We start from the raw sequence: 17338 nt of genomic DNA, 5'->3' as shown, positions 1-17338 counted from the left end.
TCCTATACTAATTGACCGTAATCGTCAATTGGTCATTTTTCTGCAAAAAAATCACAAACTTCACAGTGCGTAAAATTTGTAGATTCTTTGTTAAAGAACTAGCCCTCGAAAGATCGTTTCCTTGAAAAGATTTAGTATCTTTTCTTCAGGAATCATGTCGCCATGTAGCTCATGCCAATCTACCACGAACGCTAAATACGCCTTTAGCAACAGATAACTTACTAACTCTGCATCACAATCTCGAATCTCACCTTTATCAATACGTCTTTGAATTAACGTTGCGACATACGATAATATTTCAGATTCAATACGAATTAATACTTGTTTTACTGCTGGCGTACGTAATTCTTTTTCTTCCTCAATTAACTTCGCAAATAAAAGATGCTTCTCACGGAACTGTAGCATTTTCATTAAAGCATTATGTGCATTATCCATGAAGCTAGCTGATACATCCAACACTGCATCCGCTTCTGCCTTCATCTCACGTACAAGTGACATCGCTATCTCTTGAAATAAAATTTCCTTATTTGCAAAGAATGTATAAATCGTTCCTTTACCGACATTAGCAATTTTCGCCACTTGTTCCATCGTCGTTGCCTTATAGCCAAACAACGTAAATGATTTTGCAGCTGCTTCAAGAATTTCCTGCCTACGATCCATTTGTGACATCCTTTCCTGTTAAGTTATGTACATTTTTTGTACACAGAAATTAAAATGACCAGAAAACCATTTCGGTCATCTGGTCATTATAATATTCCTATTTTAAAAATAATGCAAGCATTTATTGAATATTTTTTTCATTTTATTAATGCTCTGAATCCTCTGATGAATCTTTACCGTGATCCGACATGTTCATATTAGCTTTTTCATCTTCTTTAATTACTTGTGTCATATCAGGTGTTCCAGCCGTAATTTGCTGTTTCGGCATATTATGAATACCATTCGCAGTAGTATGGGCAAACATAAAGTAAACACCATCATGATCAAATGTAGTTTGGGCTTTATAGACGCCATCTTTCTCTAATGTTCCTTCAAGCATTTGTCCTTCATCGCGTTTACCTGATTCCCACACTTCAAATTCGACTATTGCATCATCAATATTTTTTTCACCTTGAATTACATGTGCAGCAAGTTCAATAGGAGCATTTATCGCTACTTCTTTTGGCGTTAAAATTTCCACCTCCAACATTTGAGGCTCTTCCAATGCAGAAGATGTTGCAGGTTCTTCCTTTTCTCCACAACCTACTAATAATGCTGGTACAGCTATCAATGTAAATAACCACTTCTTCATGTTTTACTCCTCCATTAATGGCATCGAAATTTTTACTTTTGTGCCTTTGTCTATTTCACTTTCAATTTCTAACTTGCCTTGTAACTGTTTTAATAATTGTTCAACAATGGATAGACCTAGGCCACTTCCACCATCTACTCGACTGCGCGCTTTATTGACACGATAAAAACGCTCTGTGACATGAGATAAATCTTCCTGCGGTATACCTATCCCCTCATCTTCTATCATGATAAGCGCATTGCCGTTGTGTTCAATTGCTACAATGTCAACCTTCGACTGCTCATAGGAGTAATTGATAGCATTTTCAATAATGTTGATAAAAATTTGCTTTAGCTTCACTTCATCGGCTTTAACAATTAATTCATCATCTACATCAAGGTGCAAAGTAATATTCTTTTTCTGTGCTTGATGCGTTAAAATTTTTTGAACTTCTCGTAATGTCTCTGCAAGTGGTATCGGATAGAGTGCGATGTCCTTTTGTTCATTTTCCATACGAGCAAGTTGAAGAAGCTCATTTGTTAAACGTTCCATACGATTTGCTTCACGCACGATTAACTGAATGGTTTCCTCTTGTTGCTCTTCTGCAATAATACCGTTTTGCATTGCTTCACTATAACCTTTTACATAGCTAATAGGTGTACGCAATTCATGAGAGACAGTCGCTAAAAAAGTCTTTTGCGCCTCATCCTCTCGTTGAATTGCCTCCGCCATATCGTTAAAAGTGCTTGATAGTTTCCCTATCTCATCACTCGATTTGACAGGGACACGTGTTGCATATTGTCCATAAGACATTTGTTCTACTGCCGTTTGTAAGTCACTTAATGGACGCATAATATGTTGAATACCTTTATAGACAAAAAAACTAGTCACTATCAAAAAGACAAATGCACTCAAAAATAAAAAAATGACTTCTTGACTTGCTAACTCACTAATTTTGGCTAATGGGAAGTAAATATAAATAATTCCCTCTAGCCTATTTTGATCTACTAAAGGTAGGACTACTGAAATAAGCTGTCGATCGAAACGAGGTTCATAGCCAATTTTTTGCACATATTTCCCTTCTAGCAATTGCTGCCGTTCATCAGCTCCTATCAATGTTTCATAATCAATATCAAACGGAACACAGGCACTCAGTTCACGAGGATTTCTAACAGCAAAAATGTTTAAATTGGAATAGTCATTATAATGTTCAATATTAGCAATAAATTCGTCTGTAACTTTACCACTCGTATACATTGTTTGTAGCTTTGTCCCGATTTCAATCATATTGCTTTCTGTATCTTCCACATAAAGCTGTTCATATAAAAAATCAGTCAGTACATACATAAAAACAACTGTGATTATCAAAAATGCAAAAATCAAAAGCCAAATACGTGTAGAAATCTTTTTCATTCGCCTGGATCAAAGCGGTAGCCTACTCCCCAGACGGTTTGTATATACCCTGCCGCTTCCTTTCCAAGCTTTAATCGCAAAGTTTTAATATGAGTATCAACCGTTCTTGTTCCACCTAAATAATCAATATCCCAAATACGCTCTAACAACTGCTCACGAGAATAAGCATTTCCTGGATTTTTCATAAATAAGTGTAATAATTCGAATTCCTTTAAAGTTAATGGAATAACCTTCCCTTCCACTGAAACTTTACGTGCAATCTCATCTAATTTAATTGGCCCAAAGACAACAAATTTTTGCTCAAAATCTGCAATATTCGTACCACTTCTTCTCAAAACAGCATGCATTCGTGCCACTAGTTCATCATTTGTAAACGGTTTAACGATATAATCATCTCCACCGAGTGTTAGTCCTTTTACTTTATCCTCATTAGCATCTCGTGCCGTTAAGAAAATGACAGGCACATTAGACATTGCTCGAATACTTTGACAAACCGCAAAGCCATCTTCATGTGGCATCATCACATCTAATAAAACTAAGTCAATTTGTTCGCGAACAATAATATCGTACGCCTCAGTTCCACATGCAGCTGTAAAGGTCTCGAAATTGGAGTTATTGAGCATCATCTCGATTAAATTACGCATATCTTGCTCATCATCAACAATTAATACCGTTGTCACTTTTCTTCCTCCCTTACTAACAGCTGAAATGCACCTTTGCCAACATCAACTGTTTTTTGTACTTGACCATCTTTTATAAAATATAATGTATGGTCATCATAACCAGCTACAACAATATAGTCCTTAAACTGATTCACAACAAATGGATTTGCTCCTACTTCTTTTTCCCATAAAACATTTCCTTTAAAATCAACAACATATAATTCATTATGACCGTGGCTAACGACTAACACTTTATCTTTCGTCTTTGTTAAACCTACTGGCATTAAAGGCATTTCTATATTGCCACGCACAGTACCCGTCCCAAGATCAAATCGCTTTACTGAACTATTCGGCTTGCTTCCTTCACCATGCCCGCCAACCCAAAGCTCATTTGTCTCCTCAACGATGACAATGCCATGTGATGATTTTCCTATTGGCCATTCCTGTTCTATTGTTAAATCTTTAATGGATAATACTGATAATTTCGTATCTTTATAATTGACTACATAGAGCTTATCTTTGTAAGTAGCCATCGACATCGGGTAGTTACCAAGTTGCTGTGATGCCAACTTATTTCCTTCCACATCAAAGCTTGTCACTGTGTTCATCTTACTATTCGTTATAAAAAATTGTTTAACATTTGGATCATAGTACACATTTGTCGTACCTAGCTCTACTTTTTTGGAATAAAGCTTTTTACCCGTTGAAAGTGTATAGACAACGATTTCATCTAATTGATGCCCATATAATAATATTCGGTCATTATCTAGTAATAATGCGCCCGTATATGCTTTATCGAATGACCATGTTGCAATTACGTTCCCCAGCTCATCAATAAAATCTAGTGAAGGCTCTTGTATGTTGAGCGATGCAATAAAACTCTGATTACGGTCAAGTGGCTCAAAAGATTTCTCGGTACATCCCGCCAACCAAATAACTTGTATAAAAGAAAAAATGAAGAATGCCCATTTTTTCATAATCATCACCTCTGCCCTTTAACTATACTTTACATTTGTGAAATCTGCGTGAAACTTGAAAGGTAAATTTATGACAAATTCCCAAGTGATAACAGTGCTTTAACGTAATAAGAAAGGTCAATTTGCCTCGCAAAAAAACTAACTTTACATATACTACAAAGATTATTGAAAGGAGGAATCAATATGGTAACGATAAGTTTATGTATGATTGTGAAAAACGAAGAGGATGTTATCGCCAGATGCCTTGAATCAGTAAGTGATTTAGTTGATGAAATAAATATAGTGGACACAGGCTCCACTGACAAGACAAAGGAAATTGTTAAACAGTTTACAGATCGGATTTTTGATTTTAAGTGGATTCACCATTTTGCCGATGCACGTAATTTTTCCTTTCAACAAGCAACTTGCGATTACATTTTTTGGTTAGATGCAGATGATGTTTTAATGGCTGAAGATCAAGAAAAATTTAAAGTGCTAAAGGAATCTTTAACTCCTAATATCGATGCCGTCTCGATGAATTATCATTTAAGCTTTGATAACGAAGGTAATGTTAGCTCTCTTATAAGAAGAAATCGATTAGTCAGAAGGGAGAAACAATTTCGATGGATAGGGGCGGTACACGAATATTTAGAGGTTAGTGGTACTCTGATTGAAAGTGATGTTGCAGTAAGCCATTTACCACTTCAGCACGATCACCAGCGCAATATTACTATTTACAAGAAACTCCTTCAATCAGGGGAACCTCTATCACCACGTGACACATTTTATTATGCCAATGAATTACTGGATCACAATGAAATTGAAGATGCAATATTTTACTATGAGCTTTTTCTCACATCTAAACAAGGCTGGGTAGAAGATAATATTAATGCCTGTTTTAAACTAGCTGATTGCTATACGAAATTAAATGATAAGGAAAATAACGTAAGTTCTATTTTAAGAAGCTTCGAATATGACACCCCGCGCCCTGAAGCATGCTGCAGGCTTGGTCATCACTTTATAGAACAGGCAAAAAATCATGAGGCCATTTTTTGGTATGAACAAGCACTCACAATAAAACCTAAACCAAATGCCCCTTTCCAAAATAAAACCTTTACTACTTGGTTACCCCATTTACAACTTTGCGTTCTCTATGACCGATTACAACAATACGAATTAGCTAACACCCATAATGAATTAGCACGTGTCTACTTACCCAATGATCCAAAAATCTTACACAATAAAAGCTACTTCGATCGTTTGTTAAAAAACAACAACGATAAACTTTAATTTACCTTTTATAAAAGGATTTAAATTCTTGTAAAAGTGTTACCTTCCATCTATCAATCTTATCGCCCTCCCCCTTCGGTAAATAAATTTAATAATAAATAATATAGGTTTTACAAATTATCAAATAAACAGTAAAAGTAGTTAACCGTCCACCTCCTCTATCATTTTTATGAATAGGATACTTGAGAGAGGAGGTGAATAAATGAACTTTGAAGATTATTTTTTAAATAATGTTTGCAGTAAATGTAGGACATTCCCCTGTGGTTGTATAAAAATACCTGAACATCATAGCTGCATTTGGCCAATTAAACCAACAGGAACTACTGGTTGTACAGGCGCAACAGGACCTACAGGAGCTACTGGTGTGACAGGAGCCACTGGTCCTACAGGGCCTACGGGAAATCCTGGCGCGACTGGCATGACGGGAGCTACTGGGCCTACGGGGGATTCTGGTGCTACTGGCATGACAGGGGCTACTGGTCCAACAGGGCCTACGGGAGATCCTGGCGCTACTGGCATAACAGGAGCCACTGGTCCTACAGGGCCTACGGGAGATCCTGGCGCGACGGGGCTTCTTGGACCTACTGGACCTACTGGCGCGACTGGGCTTCTTGGACCTACAGGACCTACTGGCGCAACGGGACTTCTTGGACCTACTGGACCTACTGGCGCGACGGGGCTTCTCGGACCTACGGGACCTACTGGCGCAACTGGGCTTCTTGGGCCTACGGGACCTACTGGCGCAACTGGGCTTCTCGGACCTACGGGACCTACTGGTGAGACTGGGCTTCTTGGACCTACTGGACCTACTGGCGCAACGGGACTCCTTGGACCTACAGGACCTACTGGCGCGACGGGGCTTCTTGGACCTACTGGACCTACTGGCGCAACGGGACTTCTTGGATCTACAGGACCTACTGGCGCGACGGGGCTTCTTGGGCCTACGGGACCTACTGGCGCAACTGGGCTTCTCGGACCTACGGGACCTACTGGTGAGACTGGGCTTCTTGGACCTACGGGACCTACTGGTGCCACTGGCGAACTTGGACCTACGGGACCTACTGGCGCAACTGGGCTTCTTGGACCTACGGGACCTACCGGCGCAACTGGCCTTCTTGGACCTACTGGACCTACTGGCGCGACGGGACTTCTTGGACCTACTGGACCTACTGGCGCAACGGGGCTTCTCGGACCTACGGGATCTACTGGCGCGACGGGGCTTCTTGGACCTACGGGACCTACTGGCGCAACGGGACTCCTTGGACCTACAGGACCTACTGGCGCGACTGGGCTTCTTGGACCTACGGGACCTACTGGTGCGACTGGGCTTCTTGGGCCTACGGGACCTACTGGCGCAACTGGACTTCTCGGACCTACGGGACCTACTGGTGAGACTGGGCTTCTTGGACCTACGGGACCTACTGGTGCCACTGGCGAACTCGGACCTACGGGACCTACTGGCGCAACTGGGCTTCTCGGACCTACGGGACCTACTGGTGAGACTGGGCTTCTTGGACCTACGGGACCTACTGGTGCAACAGGACTTCTTGGACCTACAGGACCTACTGGCGCGACGGGGCTTCTCGGACCTACTGGACCTACTGGCGCGACTGGGCTTCTTGGGCCTACGGGACCTACTGGCGCAACTGGGCTTCTCGGACCTACTGGACCTACTGGTGAGACTGGGCTTCTTGGACCTACGGGACCTACTGGTGCCACTGGCGAACTCGGACCTACGGGACCTACCGGCGCGACTGGGCTTCTCGGACCTACGGGACCTACTGGCGCGACTGGGCTTCTTGGACCTACTGGAGCAACGGGACTCCTTGGACCTACAGGACCTACTGGCGCAACGGGGCTTCTTGGACCTACAGGACCTACTGGTGCGACTGGGCTTCTTGGACCTACGGGACCTACTGGCGCGACTGGGCTTCTTGGACCTACGGGACCTACTGGCGCGACTGGGCTTCTTGGACCTACAGGACCTACGGGCGAGACTGGGCTTCTCGGACCTACGGGACCTACTGGCGCAACGGGGCTTCTCGGACCTACTGGCGCGACTGGGCTTCTTGGACCTACGGGACCTACTGGCGCAACTGGGCTTCTTGGACCTACGGGACCTACTGGCGCAACGGGGCTTCTTGGACCTACGGGACCTACTGGCGCAACGGGACTTCTTGGACCAACAGGACCTACTGGTGCGACTGGGCTTCTTGGACCTACGGGACCTACTGGCGCAACGGGACTTCTTGGACCTACAGGACCTACTGGCGCGACGGGGCTTCTTGGACCTACGGGACCTACTGGTGCTACTGGGCCAACTGGACCTGCATTTACAGAAGGTTTCTCAGCCTTCCTAAGTACTTTATCTGTTAGTTCCTCTACTACTTTAACTAATTGGAGTGTAGCTTCACCATATTTCACAACACCAGCATTTAATCCAACAACGGGTATATTTACAGTTCCTACAACTGGAAGATATGCTTTTGAGGCAACTATCAACTATTCTACAGTAGCTGCCATTAGCCTTGGTATAGGTGCAGGTGTTAACCCTGCATTTGCTATCCGTAGAAATACAAGTACTAATTTAATTAGTGGTTTATTCCCAATATTAAATTTATCCGTAACCTTATTAACTATTAGAGCAATTCTTGGTAGTGGCACTGTAACATTGGCTGGAGAAGTTAATTTAACTGCTGGTGATCAAATAGATTTATTTTACGAAGCAAATGGTTTATCGCTTGCCTTAACACTAGGAGGCGCTAACTCAGGTGGTATTGTATGGTCATGCCACAGAATTTCTTAATTGTTAGTTATCTATTCAATTAAGAGATTTAACCTTTATACATTAATGCATTCCACTATGGATAAACTTAAATCAAATAAAAAAGTAGTACAAATTAAATTTTGTACTACTTTTTTTAATCTTCCTGTATAAACATTTCGCTTAAAATTTCATTTGCAACTTTGCGCCCTTGTTCTACACATTCAGGAATTGAAATCCCTTCAAAGGAGCTGCCAGCAAGTTTGACTGTCGGGAAGTGTTCATAAAGTTCTTCCTTCACCCGATCAATTTTTGCCTCATGTCCTACAGTATATTGTGGCATAGCATTTTTCCAACGAGAAACAACCGTCGTCACAGGCTCCCCATCTATTCCTATTGTATTCTTTAAGTCTTGTAATACTGTTTTTTCAATCTCTGAATCAGATAGGGCAACAATCGTTTCGTCACCTACACGACCAATATAGCTACGTAATAATACATAGTCCTCAGGAGTAGTATTAGGCCATTTACGATTAATCCATGTACAAGATGTTATTGAAAAATCACTATTTCGAGAGACAAAAAACGACAGTGCATCTAAGTCACCTAACTGCTCTTTTTTAAATGCCATCGTCACGGTCGCAATTGTTGCGGCTTTCATTGTATTTAACTCTGTTAAAAGTTGGTGATTACTAAACATCATTTGCGCAACATTATATGGTGTTGCAATAATAACCGCGTCAGCTGTTATATGCGAAAAATTATTTAATACGACCTGCACAGTGCCATCTTTGCTATGGTCAATTTGCTCTACTTTAACACCCTTCATAACTGTCCCTGGAAGTAGAGAGTCTTCTAGTTTTTCGATTAGCGTTTCAAGGCCATTTTCAAATGTTTGAAAAATCCCCTTATCCTTTGCTATCCGATTGTAACTTAAAAAATTTGTACCCGACTGTTTCATACCGAAAAGCAAGCTGCGATACTTTTGCTCTAATTCGTAGAGCTGCGGGAATGTAGATCTCATGCTTAGCTGCTCAATATCCCCTGCGAATGTACCTGCAAGTAAAGGTTCTACAAGATTTTCTACAACCTCTGCGCCAAATCTTCTTCGAAAAAACTCACCTATTGGCTGGTCGTCATCCCGTGCAGAACGCGGGAGGACAAAATCTCCCGCTGCACGAATTTTACCGCTGAGTGAAAATAATCCTGATGTAATGAATGACGAGATATGTGGCGTTGCTCCAGACATCAGATTGCTCGGAATCGGATATAATTTACTGCCAACAGCTATATAGGTTGGACCCGAATCTCCAGTTATCATCTTATCTTCAATATTTAAATCCTTTGCAAGTGCCTGGACATGATTTTCGCGATCGAAAAAGGATTCTGGCCCACGCTCGATAATAAAGCCATCTTTTCTAAGCGTTTGGATTTTCCCGCCAAGACGTAATGACGACTCGACAAGTACGATATCTACCGGCAATCCTTTTGCACGCGCTTGTTTTTGCATATAGAACGCAGCTGTGAGGCCTGTAATGCCGCCGCCAACAACAACTACCTTTCGTCTTTTTTGAGTCACCAACATCATCACTTTCTTTTCGCTTAGCTTAATTTTTTATGAATGGCGTCTACCATAGCATCGATAAATAACGGATGTGTATTAGGCATTGCTGGGCGATAATAGTTAGCACCTAATTCATCACAAACCACTTTACATTCATAATCGTTATCGTAAAGTACCTCTAAATGTTCTGTTACAAAGCCTACTGGTGTGTAAACAAATGAACGATAACCATTTTGCTCATAAAGATCACGTGTTAAATCCTGAACGTCTGGACCAAACCATGGCTCTGGTGTTTGACCAGCTGATTGCCAGCCTACTTTTACATTTTTCACGCCCGTTGCTTCTTGAATTAATCGAGCAGTTTCAATTAATTGGTCTTCGTATGGATCGCCCATTTCTTTAATTTTCACAGGCAGTGAGTGTGCTGAAACGATTAGACATGCCTTTTCACGTTCTTCTTCAGTCATCGAATCAAACGCTTCATTCACTTTAATTTTCCAATACTCAATAAACTTCGGCTCATCATACCAAGATTCAACAGATGTAATTTTCAGGCGATCACCTGCTGTTTCTTCTGCACGACCATTATAAGATTTAATAGAGAAAGTCGAAAAGTGAGGAGCTAACACGATAGAAACTGCTTCCGTAATACCTGCTGCAACCATTTCCTCAACAGCATCCTCAATGAATGGATGGATATGCTTTAAGCCGATAAATAGTTTGTACTCAACCTCATCTTGCACTTCATTTAAACGTGCACATAAAGCTTCCGCCTGCGCTTCTGTTGCAGCTGCCAGTGGCGATAAACCACCGATTGCCTCATAGCGACTGCGTAAATCTTCTAAATGCTCGTCAGATGGTCTACGTCCGTGACGAATATGTGTATAGTAGGATTCAATATCTTCTTCTTTATAGGGTGTACCATATGCCATTACTAATAAACCTTTAACTTTTTTCATAAACCTTTTCACCTCTAAATAATAGTTTAACTATATTTTTTGTATGATTTCTGTACGTCAACAACAATTACACCAAAAAATAGTGTAATTGCGTCATTTAATCTGCTCTTTTGCTTATTTTAAGAACGTGCTTGAATTTGTTGTGCACTGTATTCATGAATAAGTGTTGTTAAACGTTTCAATACTGCTGGATCAACTTCTGGGAATACACCATGGCCTAAATTAAAGATATGACCTGGTACTTCTAAACCTTGATCGATAATATCTTTTGTTCGTTTTTCTATTACTGACCAATCAGCAAGTAATAATGAAGGGTCTAGGTTTCCTTGTACGGGCTTTGTAATTCCTTTTGCACGTGCGTCTTTAATTGGTAATCGCCAATCTAAGCCCACAACGTCAATCGGTAAATCATGCCACTCTTTTACTAAATGGCTTGCGCCAACTCCAAATTGAATAAGCGGTACATTTTCTTTTTTTAACTCACCAAAAATACGAGTCATAACAGGTTTAATGAACACACGATAATCTTCAACACTTAAGGCTCCTACCCATGAGTCAAATACTTGTATCGCTTTTGCCCCCGCTTCCACTTGCGCCGAAACGTCCGCAATAATCATGTCTGCTAATTTGTCCATTAATGCAAACCATGCCTTTGGTTCCGATACCATAAATGATTTGGTTTTATTATAGTTTTTAGAAGGTCCGCCTTCAATCATATAGCTCGCTAATGTGAACGGTGCTCCTGCAAAACCTATTAATGGCACATTAAGCTGTTCTTCTGATAATATTTTTATTGTTTCTAAAACGAATGGTGTATGTTCCTTTGCGTTGAACTCACCTAATTTTTCTACATCTGATACTGTGCGAATTGGGTTTGAAATAACTGGACCTACACCAGCTTTAATTTTTACATCAATACCGATACCTGGAAGAGGCGTTACGATATCTTTATATAAAATCGCTGCATCCACATTATAGTTTTCGACCGGTAAACGTGTTACATACGCACAAAGCTCAGGTTGATGTGTAATTTCCTCTAATGAATATTTTTCTTTAATTGCACGATATTCTGGTTGAGAACGACCTGCCTGTCGCATATACCAGACTGGAGTATGCTCAGTCCTTTCTCCGCGTGCAGCACGTAGAAGTGTATCATTAAAAAGTGTTGTCATTGATTATTTCCTTCCCCTCGATGAAATTCGTATCATAAAAAAAATCACTTGTTTATTCCATTATTATTGATATCCGTTTTCAATAGTAAACGCTTCCTCTGCTATTGTATAGTTTTCCTAGTGAAATGTCATAAAATTGTTCTTTCTCCATGCTTTCTTTTTTGACAAAGCGGGTAACTTACACTTAAATGGAGTTAATCACTGATTACTTAGACATTTATAAGGAGGGCAAAACAATGAATATTTATATAACTTCTGGCACAGGAGAGTTTATGGAACAAGTGAAAAATAAGTACCCTGACGAACATATGATTTTAATGCATGGTGAGGGTAATTCTGTGCTCATCCATGAAACTGAAGGAAAATCTGTATTTGCTACACCTCGTAAATTTGAAGTGTTAGATTCGGTAAATGAATTAGAAGAACGCGGTTTTTTCGTGTTCAATAATATTCCAGTGACAGATGAAGGGAAACCTGTTTTTGAACATCGTTTTTTAAATCGTGCACGTGCCATTGAGAACGAGCCTGGTTTTGTAGCGTTCCGACTGTTACGGCCATTAAATGGTGACACATACATTGTTTTGACACAATGGAATGGACCTCACTCATTTGAAGCATGGAAAAGCTCAAAAGCGTATAATACAGCACATGCCCAACGTGAAGAACCAACTGGTGTGCGACAACAAAATATTTTCTCTGCCGCATCCTATGTTACAACCTATACTGTTGTCCCGAAAGAAGACGACGAGGCATAATTTTTTTTAAGGAGCACTTACTTATGAATCAACAATTACTCGATAAAATTGATGCTCATTTTGATGAAATGGTGGCCATTCGCCGCCATCTACATATGCATCCGGAACTAAGCTTCCAAGAGAAAGAAACAGCAAACTATATTATTGAATACTATCAAAAGCTTGGTGTCCCAGTTGAACCTAATATTAGCGGCTATGGACTGATTGCACGTATTAAAGGTAGCAAGCCTGGTAAAAGGATTGCCTTACGTGCTGATTTTGATGCACTTCCTATTCAAGACGAAAAAGATGTCCCTTACAAATCAAAGGTAGATGGTGTTATGCATGCTTGTGGTCATGATGGTCATACGGCTACTTTATTAATAATAGGGAAACTTTTATGGGAAATGAGAGATGAGTTAGCAGGTGAATATGTGCTGATACATCAACATGCTGAAGAAGCAGACCCAGGCGGTGCTATCGGTATGATACAAGCAGGTGCACTTAACTGTGTTGACGCTATATTTGGTACACATTTATCTTCCAATCATCCGACGGGCATGATCGGTTACCGTGTTGGTCCACTAATGGCTGCAGTGGATAGCTTTGAGTTAAAAATTCAAGGTAAAGGTGGGCATGGCGCTCATCCACATCAAACGAAAGATGCCATCGTTATCGGCTCTCAGCTTGTCATGAACTTGCAACAACTTGTAGCACGTCGAGTAGCTCCAACTGAATCAGCTGTTCTTACTGTTGGCTCATTCGTTGCCTCGAATGCGGATAATATTATTGCAGATACAGCTTATTTAAATGGGACTATCCGTACGTTTGATAAAGAAGTCCGTGAAACGATGGAACGTGAATTTAAGCGCGTTGTACACGGAACTGAAATTGCACAAGATTGCACAATTAAGCTAGACTATCGTAAAGGCTATCCAGCGATTGTGAATCATGAAAAAGAAACACTATTTGTTCGCGATATCGCACAAGACATTTGTGATGTTGTTGAAATACCAGCAACGATGGGTGGCGAAGACTTCGCCTATTATTTAGAGGAAAAACCAGGTACTTTCTTCTTCACAGGGGCCGCACCTGTAGAATATGCACCACATCATCATCCGAAATTTGATATTGATGAAAAAGGTATGCTAGTTGCAGCAAAAGTTATGTTAAGCGCTGCGCTTGAATATCAAGGCGTGGAATAATAAAAAGAAAGCTCATTTTGCCTAATCTATTTCGGGCAAAATGAGCTTTCTTTTAATATACAATAGTAACGTTTGTCTTTAAGGTTTTGACACCTTTGCAGTTATTTCACTAACTACAAAAATGATTATTGCTGTTACATAAAACATCGGCTGCGTTACTCCGCATAGAGTAACAATAATCGCTTGCGCAATCATTGTCAGACGCACAACTTGCATAACAGCAACTTTACGCGCACCCTCTGGCAGCGGATAAAGCATGTCCATCCGAAACTCACCGCTAGCTAATAATGCTTGCTTTAGCTGAATTGTCGTCGCAAAGCTCAATGCACCTGCAATAAACCATGTAACAAAAGGAATATCCACAAAGGCTGCAATAATAGCCGAAATAGCGGTTAATCGGAGCCATAAATAAAAATGATCGTCTGTACGAATAAACGTACGGAACACTAAATACTTTTGAGCATTCCCCTTTTGATAGGGTATAAAATTATAAAACCAGTCCAGCCATGCTCTACGTCGAATACTCCCACGTAAATGAGGTACATCGGTAAAATAATTGGCGAAACGATAGAAGCTCATCATTCGATTTTGTTCTAATTTTACAAAGTGCTCATATGGTACAGGCTCGTTCGCACATTTTTTGCGAAACACCAATACATAGATACAACCAATTATCGCTGCAACGAATGCAAGAATAAGTTGCATTTGTAGCCCCATATATACGGTTACACCAAATATAATAGCTCGTATTAGTCTGTCCACCCATACAAAATGTCCGCGTTCACTATAACGATAACTAAATTCACCTTGCACACTCACATACTTTAGGGCGATAACTAGTAAAAATAGTAACCAAATATTAGTTGTTGTTAATTCTGTTACTGCCTTTAATAAAGGAATACTAATGATATAAACGATTGCCACAATCCAAACTTGTGACCAAAACGTCCACGCAAGTGCCTTTTTTAAATACAGCGACATTTTTGATTCTAATGGCAATAAATACACTTGGTCTGGCTCACGCAATAATGTCGTTGGGCGGCTAAATGCTAGTAATACACCAATTATTAAGGCAATAAGCCCTTCAGCTGGAAAATCAGACTCAACGATTTTCAACCACTCACTATATTGATAGCCCCCAGCTCCAACAAGAAACACAAGTACAATCGCAATATGTCCAGTGAAAATAAACTGCATATATTTTTGTACTTCACTTATATAGTGCATGAAGCGCGAGGACCATACATCACGCAAGTTCTTCATGGTCCCGCTCCTTCGTCATCGCAATATATAGGTCATCCAATGTAGCATGTGGCATGCCAAACGCTTGTCGTAAATCCGCCATCGTTCCCTGTGCTCGAACACATCCTTCATGCAATAAAATAATTCGATCACAATGTTTTTCAGCTGTCGATAAAATATGTGTCGACATTAAAATGGATGCTCCCTCTTTTTTCTTTGTATCCATCTGATCGAGCAATGATTGGATACCTAGTGGATCCAGTCCGACAAACGGTTCATCAATTATATACAGACTTGGATTTACTAAAAATGCACACATAATCATTACTTTCTGACGCATCCCTTTTGAGAAATGCGATGGGAACCAATTTAAGCGTTTTTCCATCCGAAATTCCTTTAATAACATTTCTGAACGAGCTGCAAGTGTAGCCTCATCTAAACCGTAAGCCATTGCTGTTAATTCAAGATGTTCACGTAATGTTAATTCATCATATAAAACTGGTGTTTCAGGGATATAGGAAAATGCTGTCCGATACTTGTCCGTATTTTCTTTTAACGTCACACCATTTAGACGAATGTCGCCTTCTTTTGGTAGCATTGTGCCGATTATATGTTTAATGGTCGTACTTTTACCTGCACCATTTAAACCAATTAGCCCGACAAGCTCTCCTTTACCTATTGTAAATGACAATTCTTTAATAACAGGCTTTTTCGTATAGCCACCTGTCACATGTTGCACTTCTAATACCGACATACCCTCACTCCTCTTCTTGTTATTATTTTATCAAAAATTAGCAAATGATTCAGTTATGAGTATGATAGAATAAACTTACATATAAATATTAAGGGGGATTTTACGAATGAGCGATTGCCTATTTTGCAAAATCATTGATGGATCAATTCCAAGTACAAAAGTTTACGAAGATGAACATGTCTATGCATTCACGGACATTGCACCAGTTGCAAAAGGTCACACTTTATTAGTTCCAAAACATCACTGTCAAGACTTATTCGAAATGCCAGAAGAGGTAGCACGTAATTTATATGCAGTCGCACCGAAGCTTGCCAATGCCATTAAAGCAGCATTTAACCCTATCGGTATGAATACGATTAATAACAATGGTGCTGCAGCTGGACAAACTGTTTTCCACTACCACTTACATTTTATTCCGCGTTACGATGAAAAAGAAGGCCTAGGCTTAATTTGGCAAACACAAACATATACACCAGAGCAATTAACAGAAGTAGCCGACAGCATTAAAGCTAATTTATAGTGCCAGGCACTCAAACAATTCTCAAACAATTTAGTTATGAAAATGGAACGCTATTGTCAAACGATCCATTTTAGCGTACAATCACAAATAAGTTTCGCTAACGGTCATGAGGACACGTTAGGAAACAATTAGATTAGCATAGTTGAGGAGAGATTAGAAATGAATACAAAAAATCTAGTGTTAATGGCGCTTTTAGTCGGTGTCGGTGCTGCCCTTTATGTGGTCACACCAGGTATGGTAAATGGCATGAAGCCTGACTTCATGTTAACAATGATGTTTATCGGCATTTTATTGTTCCCTTCAATAAAAGAAACTTTTTTACTTTCTTTATCGACAGGGGTACTTTCAGGTTTATTTACAACATTCCCAGCAGGATTTATCCCAAATATTATCGATAAAGCTGTTACAGGCTTTGTGTTTTTAGCAATACTCATTATGCTAAAAAAAGTGACAAGTCATTTTGCTATATCCGCTGTCTTAGTTGGCTTAGGTACGATTTTGTCGGGATCTGTCTTTTTATCTGTTGCGCTATTTGTATTTAACGCTAATGTAGGCGCAACGTTTACGGTGCTGTTTGTGGGGGTTGTAATACCAGCTGTTGCCTTTAACGTTGTAGCATTTGTTATTATTTATCCTATCGTTGCCAAACTAGTGAAGCGTTCTAAATTCAACACAGCAATTTCGCAAGCATTATAAACGTAAGACGTTTTAAGCTTTAATATAAGGGAAGAAGCTAAACAGTGAGGCAAAATCACTCGTTTAGCTTCTTTTTTCTTTTTTTATCGACTGATTTCATGGTTTAATAGAAGAAAGATAACAAATATAGAAATGAG

At 40.1% G+C, this 17338-nt stretch carries 16 protein-coding genes; 6 read left to right on the top strand and 10 right to left on the bottom strand.

The window, feature by feature from the left end; genetic code table 11:
* Positions 1-90: 90 nt before the first annotated feature.
* From JNUCC52_RS17545 to JNUCC52_RS17525, 5 genes are all read right to left on the bottom strand, one after another.
* Positions 91-660 (bottom strand): TetR/AcrR family transcriptional regulator, encoded by a 570-nt coding sequence (locus JNUCC52_RS17545; RefSeq protein ID WP_173479426.1) that lies wholly within the window; start codon positions 658-660, stop codon positions 91-93.
* A 145-nt stretch (positions 661-805) separates the two neighbouring features.
* Complete coding sequence (locus JNUCC52_RS17540) at positions 806-1291, bottom strand: FixH family protein (protein WP_173479425.1); 486 nt, start codon at positions 1289-1291, stop codon at positions 806-808.
* Between the two features lie 3 nt (positions 1292-1294).
* Complete coding sequence (locus JNUCC52_RS17535) at positions 1295-2683, bottom strand: sensor histidine kinase (protein WP_173479424.1); 1389 nt, start codon at positions 2681-2683, stop codon at positions 1295-1297.
* Positions 2680-3363, bottom strand: coding sequence for a response regulator transcription factor (locus tag JNUCC52_RS17530; protein ID WP_173479423.1), 684 nt, complete (start codon positions 3361-3363; stop codon positions 2680-2682). The genes JNUCC52_RS17535 and JNUCC52_RS17530 overlap by 4 nt, the downstream gene beginning before the upstream one ends.
* Positions 3360-4322: a YncE family protein gene (locus JNUCC52_RS17525; RefSeq protein WP_337980435.1), complete on the bottom strand. Its 963-nt coding sequence runs from the start codon at positions 4320-4322 to the stop codon at positions 3360-3362. The genes JNUCC52_RS17530 and JNUCC52_RS17525 overlap by 4 nt, the downstream gene beginning before the upstream one ends.
* 183 nt (positions 4323-4505) lie before the next feature.
* On the opposite strand from JNUCC52_RS17525, the gene JNUCC52_RS17520 reads away from it, so the two are divergent.
* Positions 4506-5591, top strand: coding sequence for a glycosyltransferase family 2 protein (locus JNUCC52_RS17520; protein ID WP_173479421.1), 1086 nt, complete (start codon positions 4506-4508; stop codon positions 5589-5591).
* Between the two features lie 202 nt (positions 5592-5793).
* Positions 5794-8397: a collagen-like protein gene (locus tag JNUCC52_RS17515; RefSeq protein WP_337980434.1), complete on the top strand. Its 2604-nt coding sequence runs from the start codon at positions 5794-5796 to the stop codon at positions 8395-8397.
* Positions 8398-8512: 115 nt separating this feature from the next.
* Here JNUCC52_RS17515 and hemY read toward each other — a convergent pair whose 3' ends face one another.
* The 3 genes from hemY to hemE form a co-directional block, all read right to left on the bottom strand.
* Positions 8513-9943, bottom strand: coding sequence for a protoporphyrinogen oxidase (gene hemY, locus JNUCC52_RS17510; RefSeq protein WP_337980433.1), 1431 nt, complete (start codon positions 9941-9943; stop codon positions 8513-8515).
* A 14-nt stretch (positions 9944-9957) separates the two neighbouring features.
* Positions 9958-10878, bottom strand: a complete 921-nt coding sequence (gene hemH / locus JNUCC52_RS17505) for a ferrochelatase (RefSeq protein WP_173479801.1) — start codon at positions 10876-10878, stop codon at positions 9958-9960.
* 119 nt (positions 10879-10997) lie between these two features.
* Complete coding sequence (gene hemE / locus JNUCC52_RS17500; protein ID WP_139860599.1) at positions 10998-12050, bottom strand: uroporphyrinogen decarboxylase; 1053 nt, start codon at positions 12048-12050, stop codon at positions 10998-11000.
* A gap of 236 nt (positions 12051-12286) precedes the next feature.
* Here hemE and JNUCC52_RS17495 point away from each other — a divergent pair, with 236 nt between their 5' ends.
* Together JNUCC52_RS17495 and JNUCC52_RS17490 are read left to right on the top strand one after the other, a co-directional pair.
* On the top strand, positions 12287-12805 hold the full coding sequence (locus JNUCC52_RS17495; protein WP_139860602.1) for an antibiotic biosynthesis monooxygenase family protein: 519 nt from the start codon (positions 12287-12289) through the stop codon (positions 12803-12805).
* A gap of 23 nt (positions 12806-12828) precedes the next feature.
* Positions 12829-13989, top strand: a complete 1161-nt coding sequence (locus tag JNUCC52_RS17490; RefSeq protein WP_337980432.1) for an amidohydrolase — start codon at positions 12829-12831, stop codon at positions 13987-13989.
* A 78-nt stretch (positions 13990-14067) separates the two neighbouring features.
* Here the strand turns inward: JNUCC52_RS17490 and JNUCC52_RS17485 are convergent, their stop codons facing one another.
* Both JNUCC52_RS17485 and JNUCC52_RS17480 read right to left on the bottom strand, forming a co-directional pair.
* Positions 14068-15252, bottom strand: a complete 1185-nt coding sequence (locus JNUCC52_RS17485; RefSeq protein WP_337980431.1) for an ABC transporter permease — start codon at positions 15250-15252, stop codon at positions 14068-14070.
* Positions 15236-15985, bottom strand: coding sequence for an ABC transporter ATP-binding protein (locus JNUCC52_RS17480; protein ID WP_337980430.1), 750 nt, complete (start codon positions 15983-15985; stop codon positions 15236-15238). Before JNUCC52_RS17480 ends, JNUCC52_RS17485 begins: the two co-directional genes overlap by 17 nt.
* Before the next feature lie 106 nt (positions 15986-16091).
* On the opposite strand from JNUCC52_RS17480, the gene JNUCC52_RS17475 reads away from it, so the two are divergent.
* Complete coding sequence (locus JNUCC52_RS17475) at positions 16092-16505, top strand: HIT family protein (protein WP_337980429.1); 414 nt, start codon at positions 16092-16094, stop codon at positions 16503-16505.
* 159 nt (positions 16506-16664) lie between these two features.
* Positions 16665-17201, top strand: a complete 537-nt coding sequence (locus tag JNUCC52_RS17470; RefSeq protein WP_173479806.1) for a tryptophan transporter — start codon at positions 16665-16667, stop codon at positions 17199-17201.
* The last annotated feature ends 137 nt before the right edge of the window (positions 17202-17338 follow it).

The sequence above is a fragment of the Lysinibacillus sp. JNUCC-52 genome (assembly GCF_015999545.1).
GTDB lineage: Bacteria > Bacillota > Bacilli > Bacillales_A > Planococcaceae > Lysinibacillus.
Note: the sequence above shows the minus strand (reverse complement) of the source record. Positions and strands in the feature narration are given on the sequence as shown.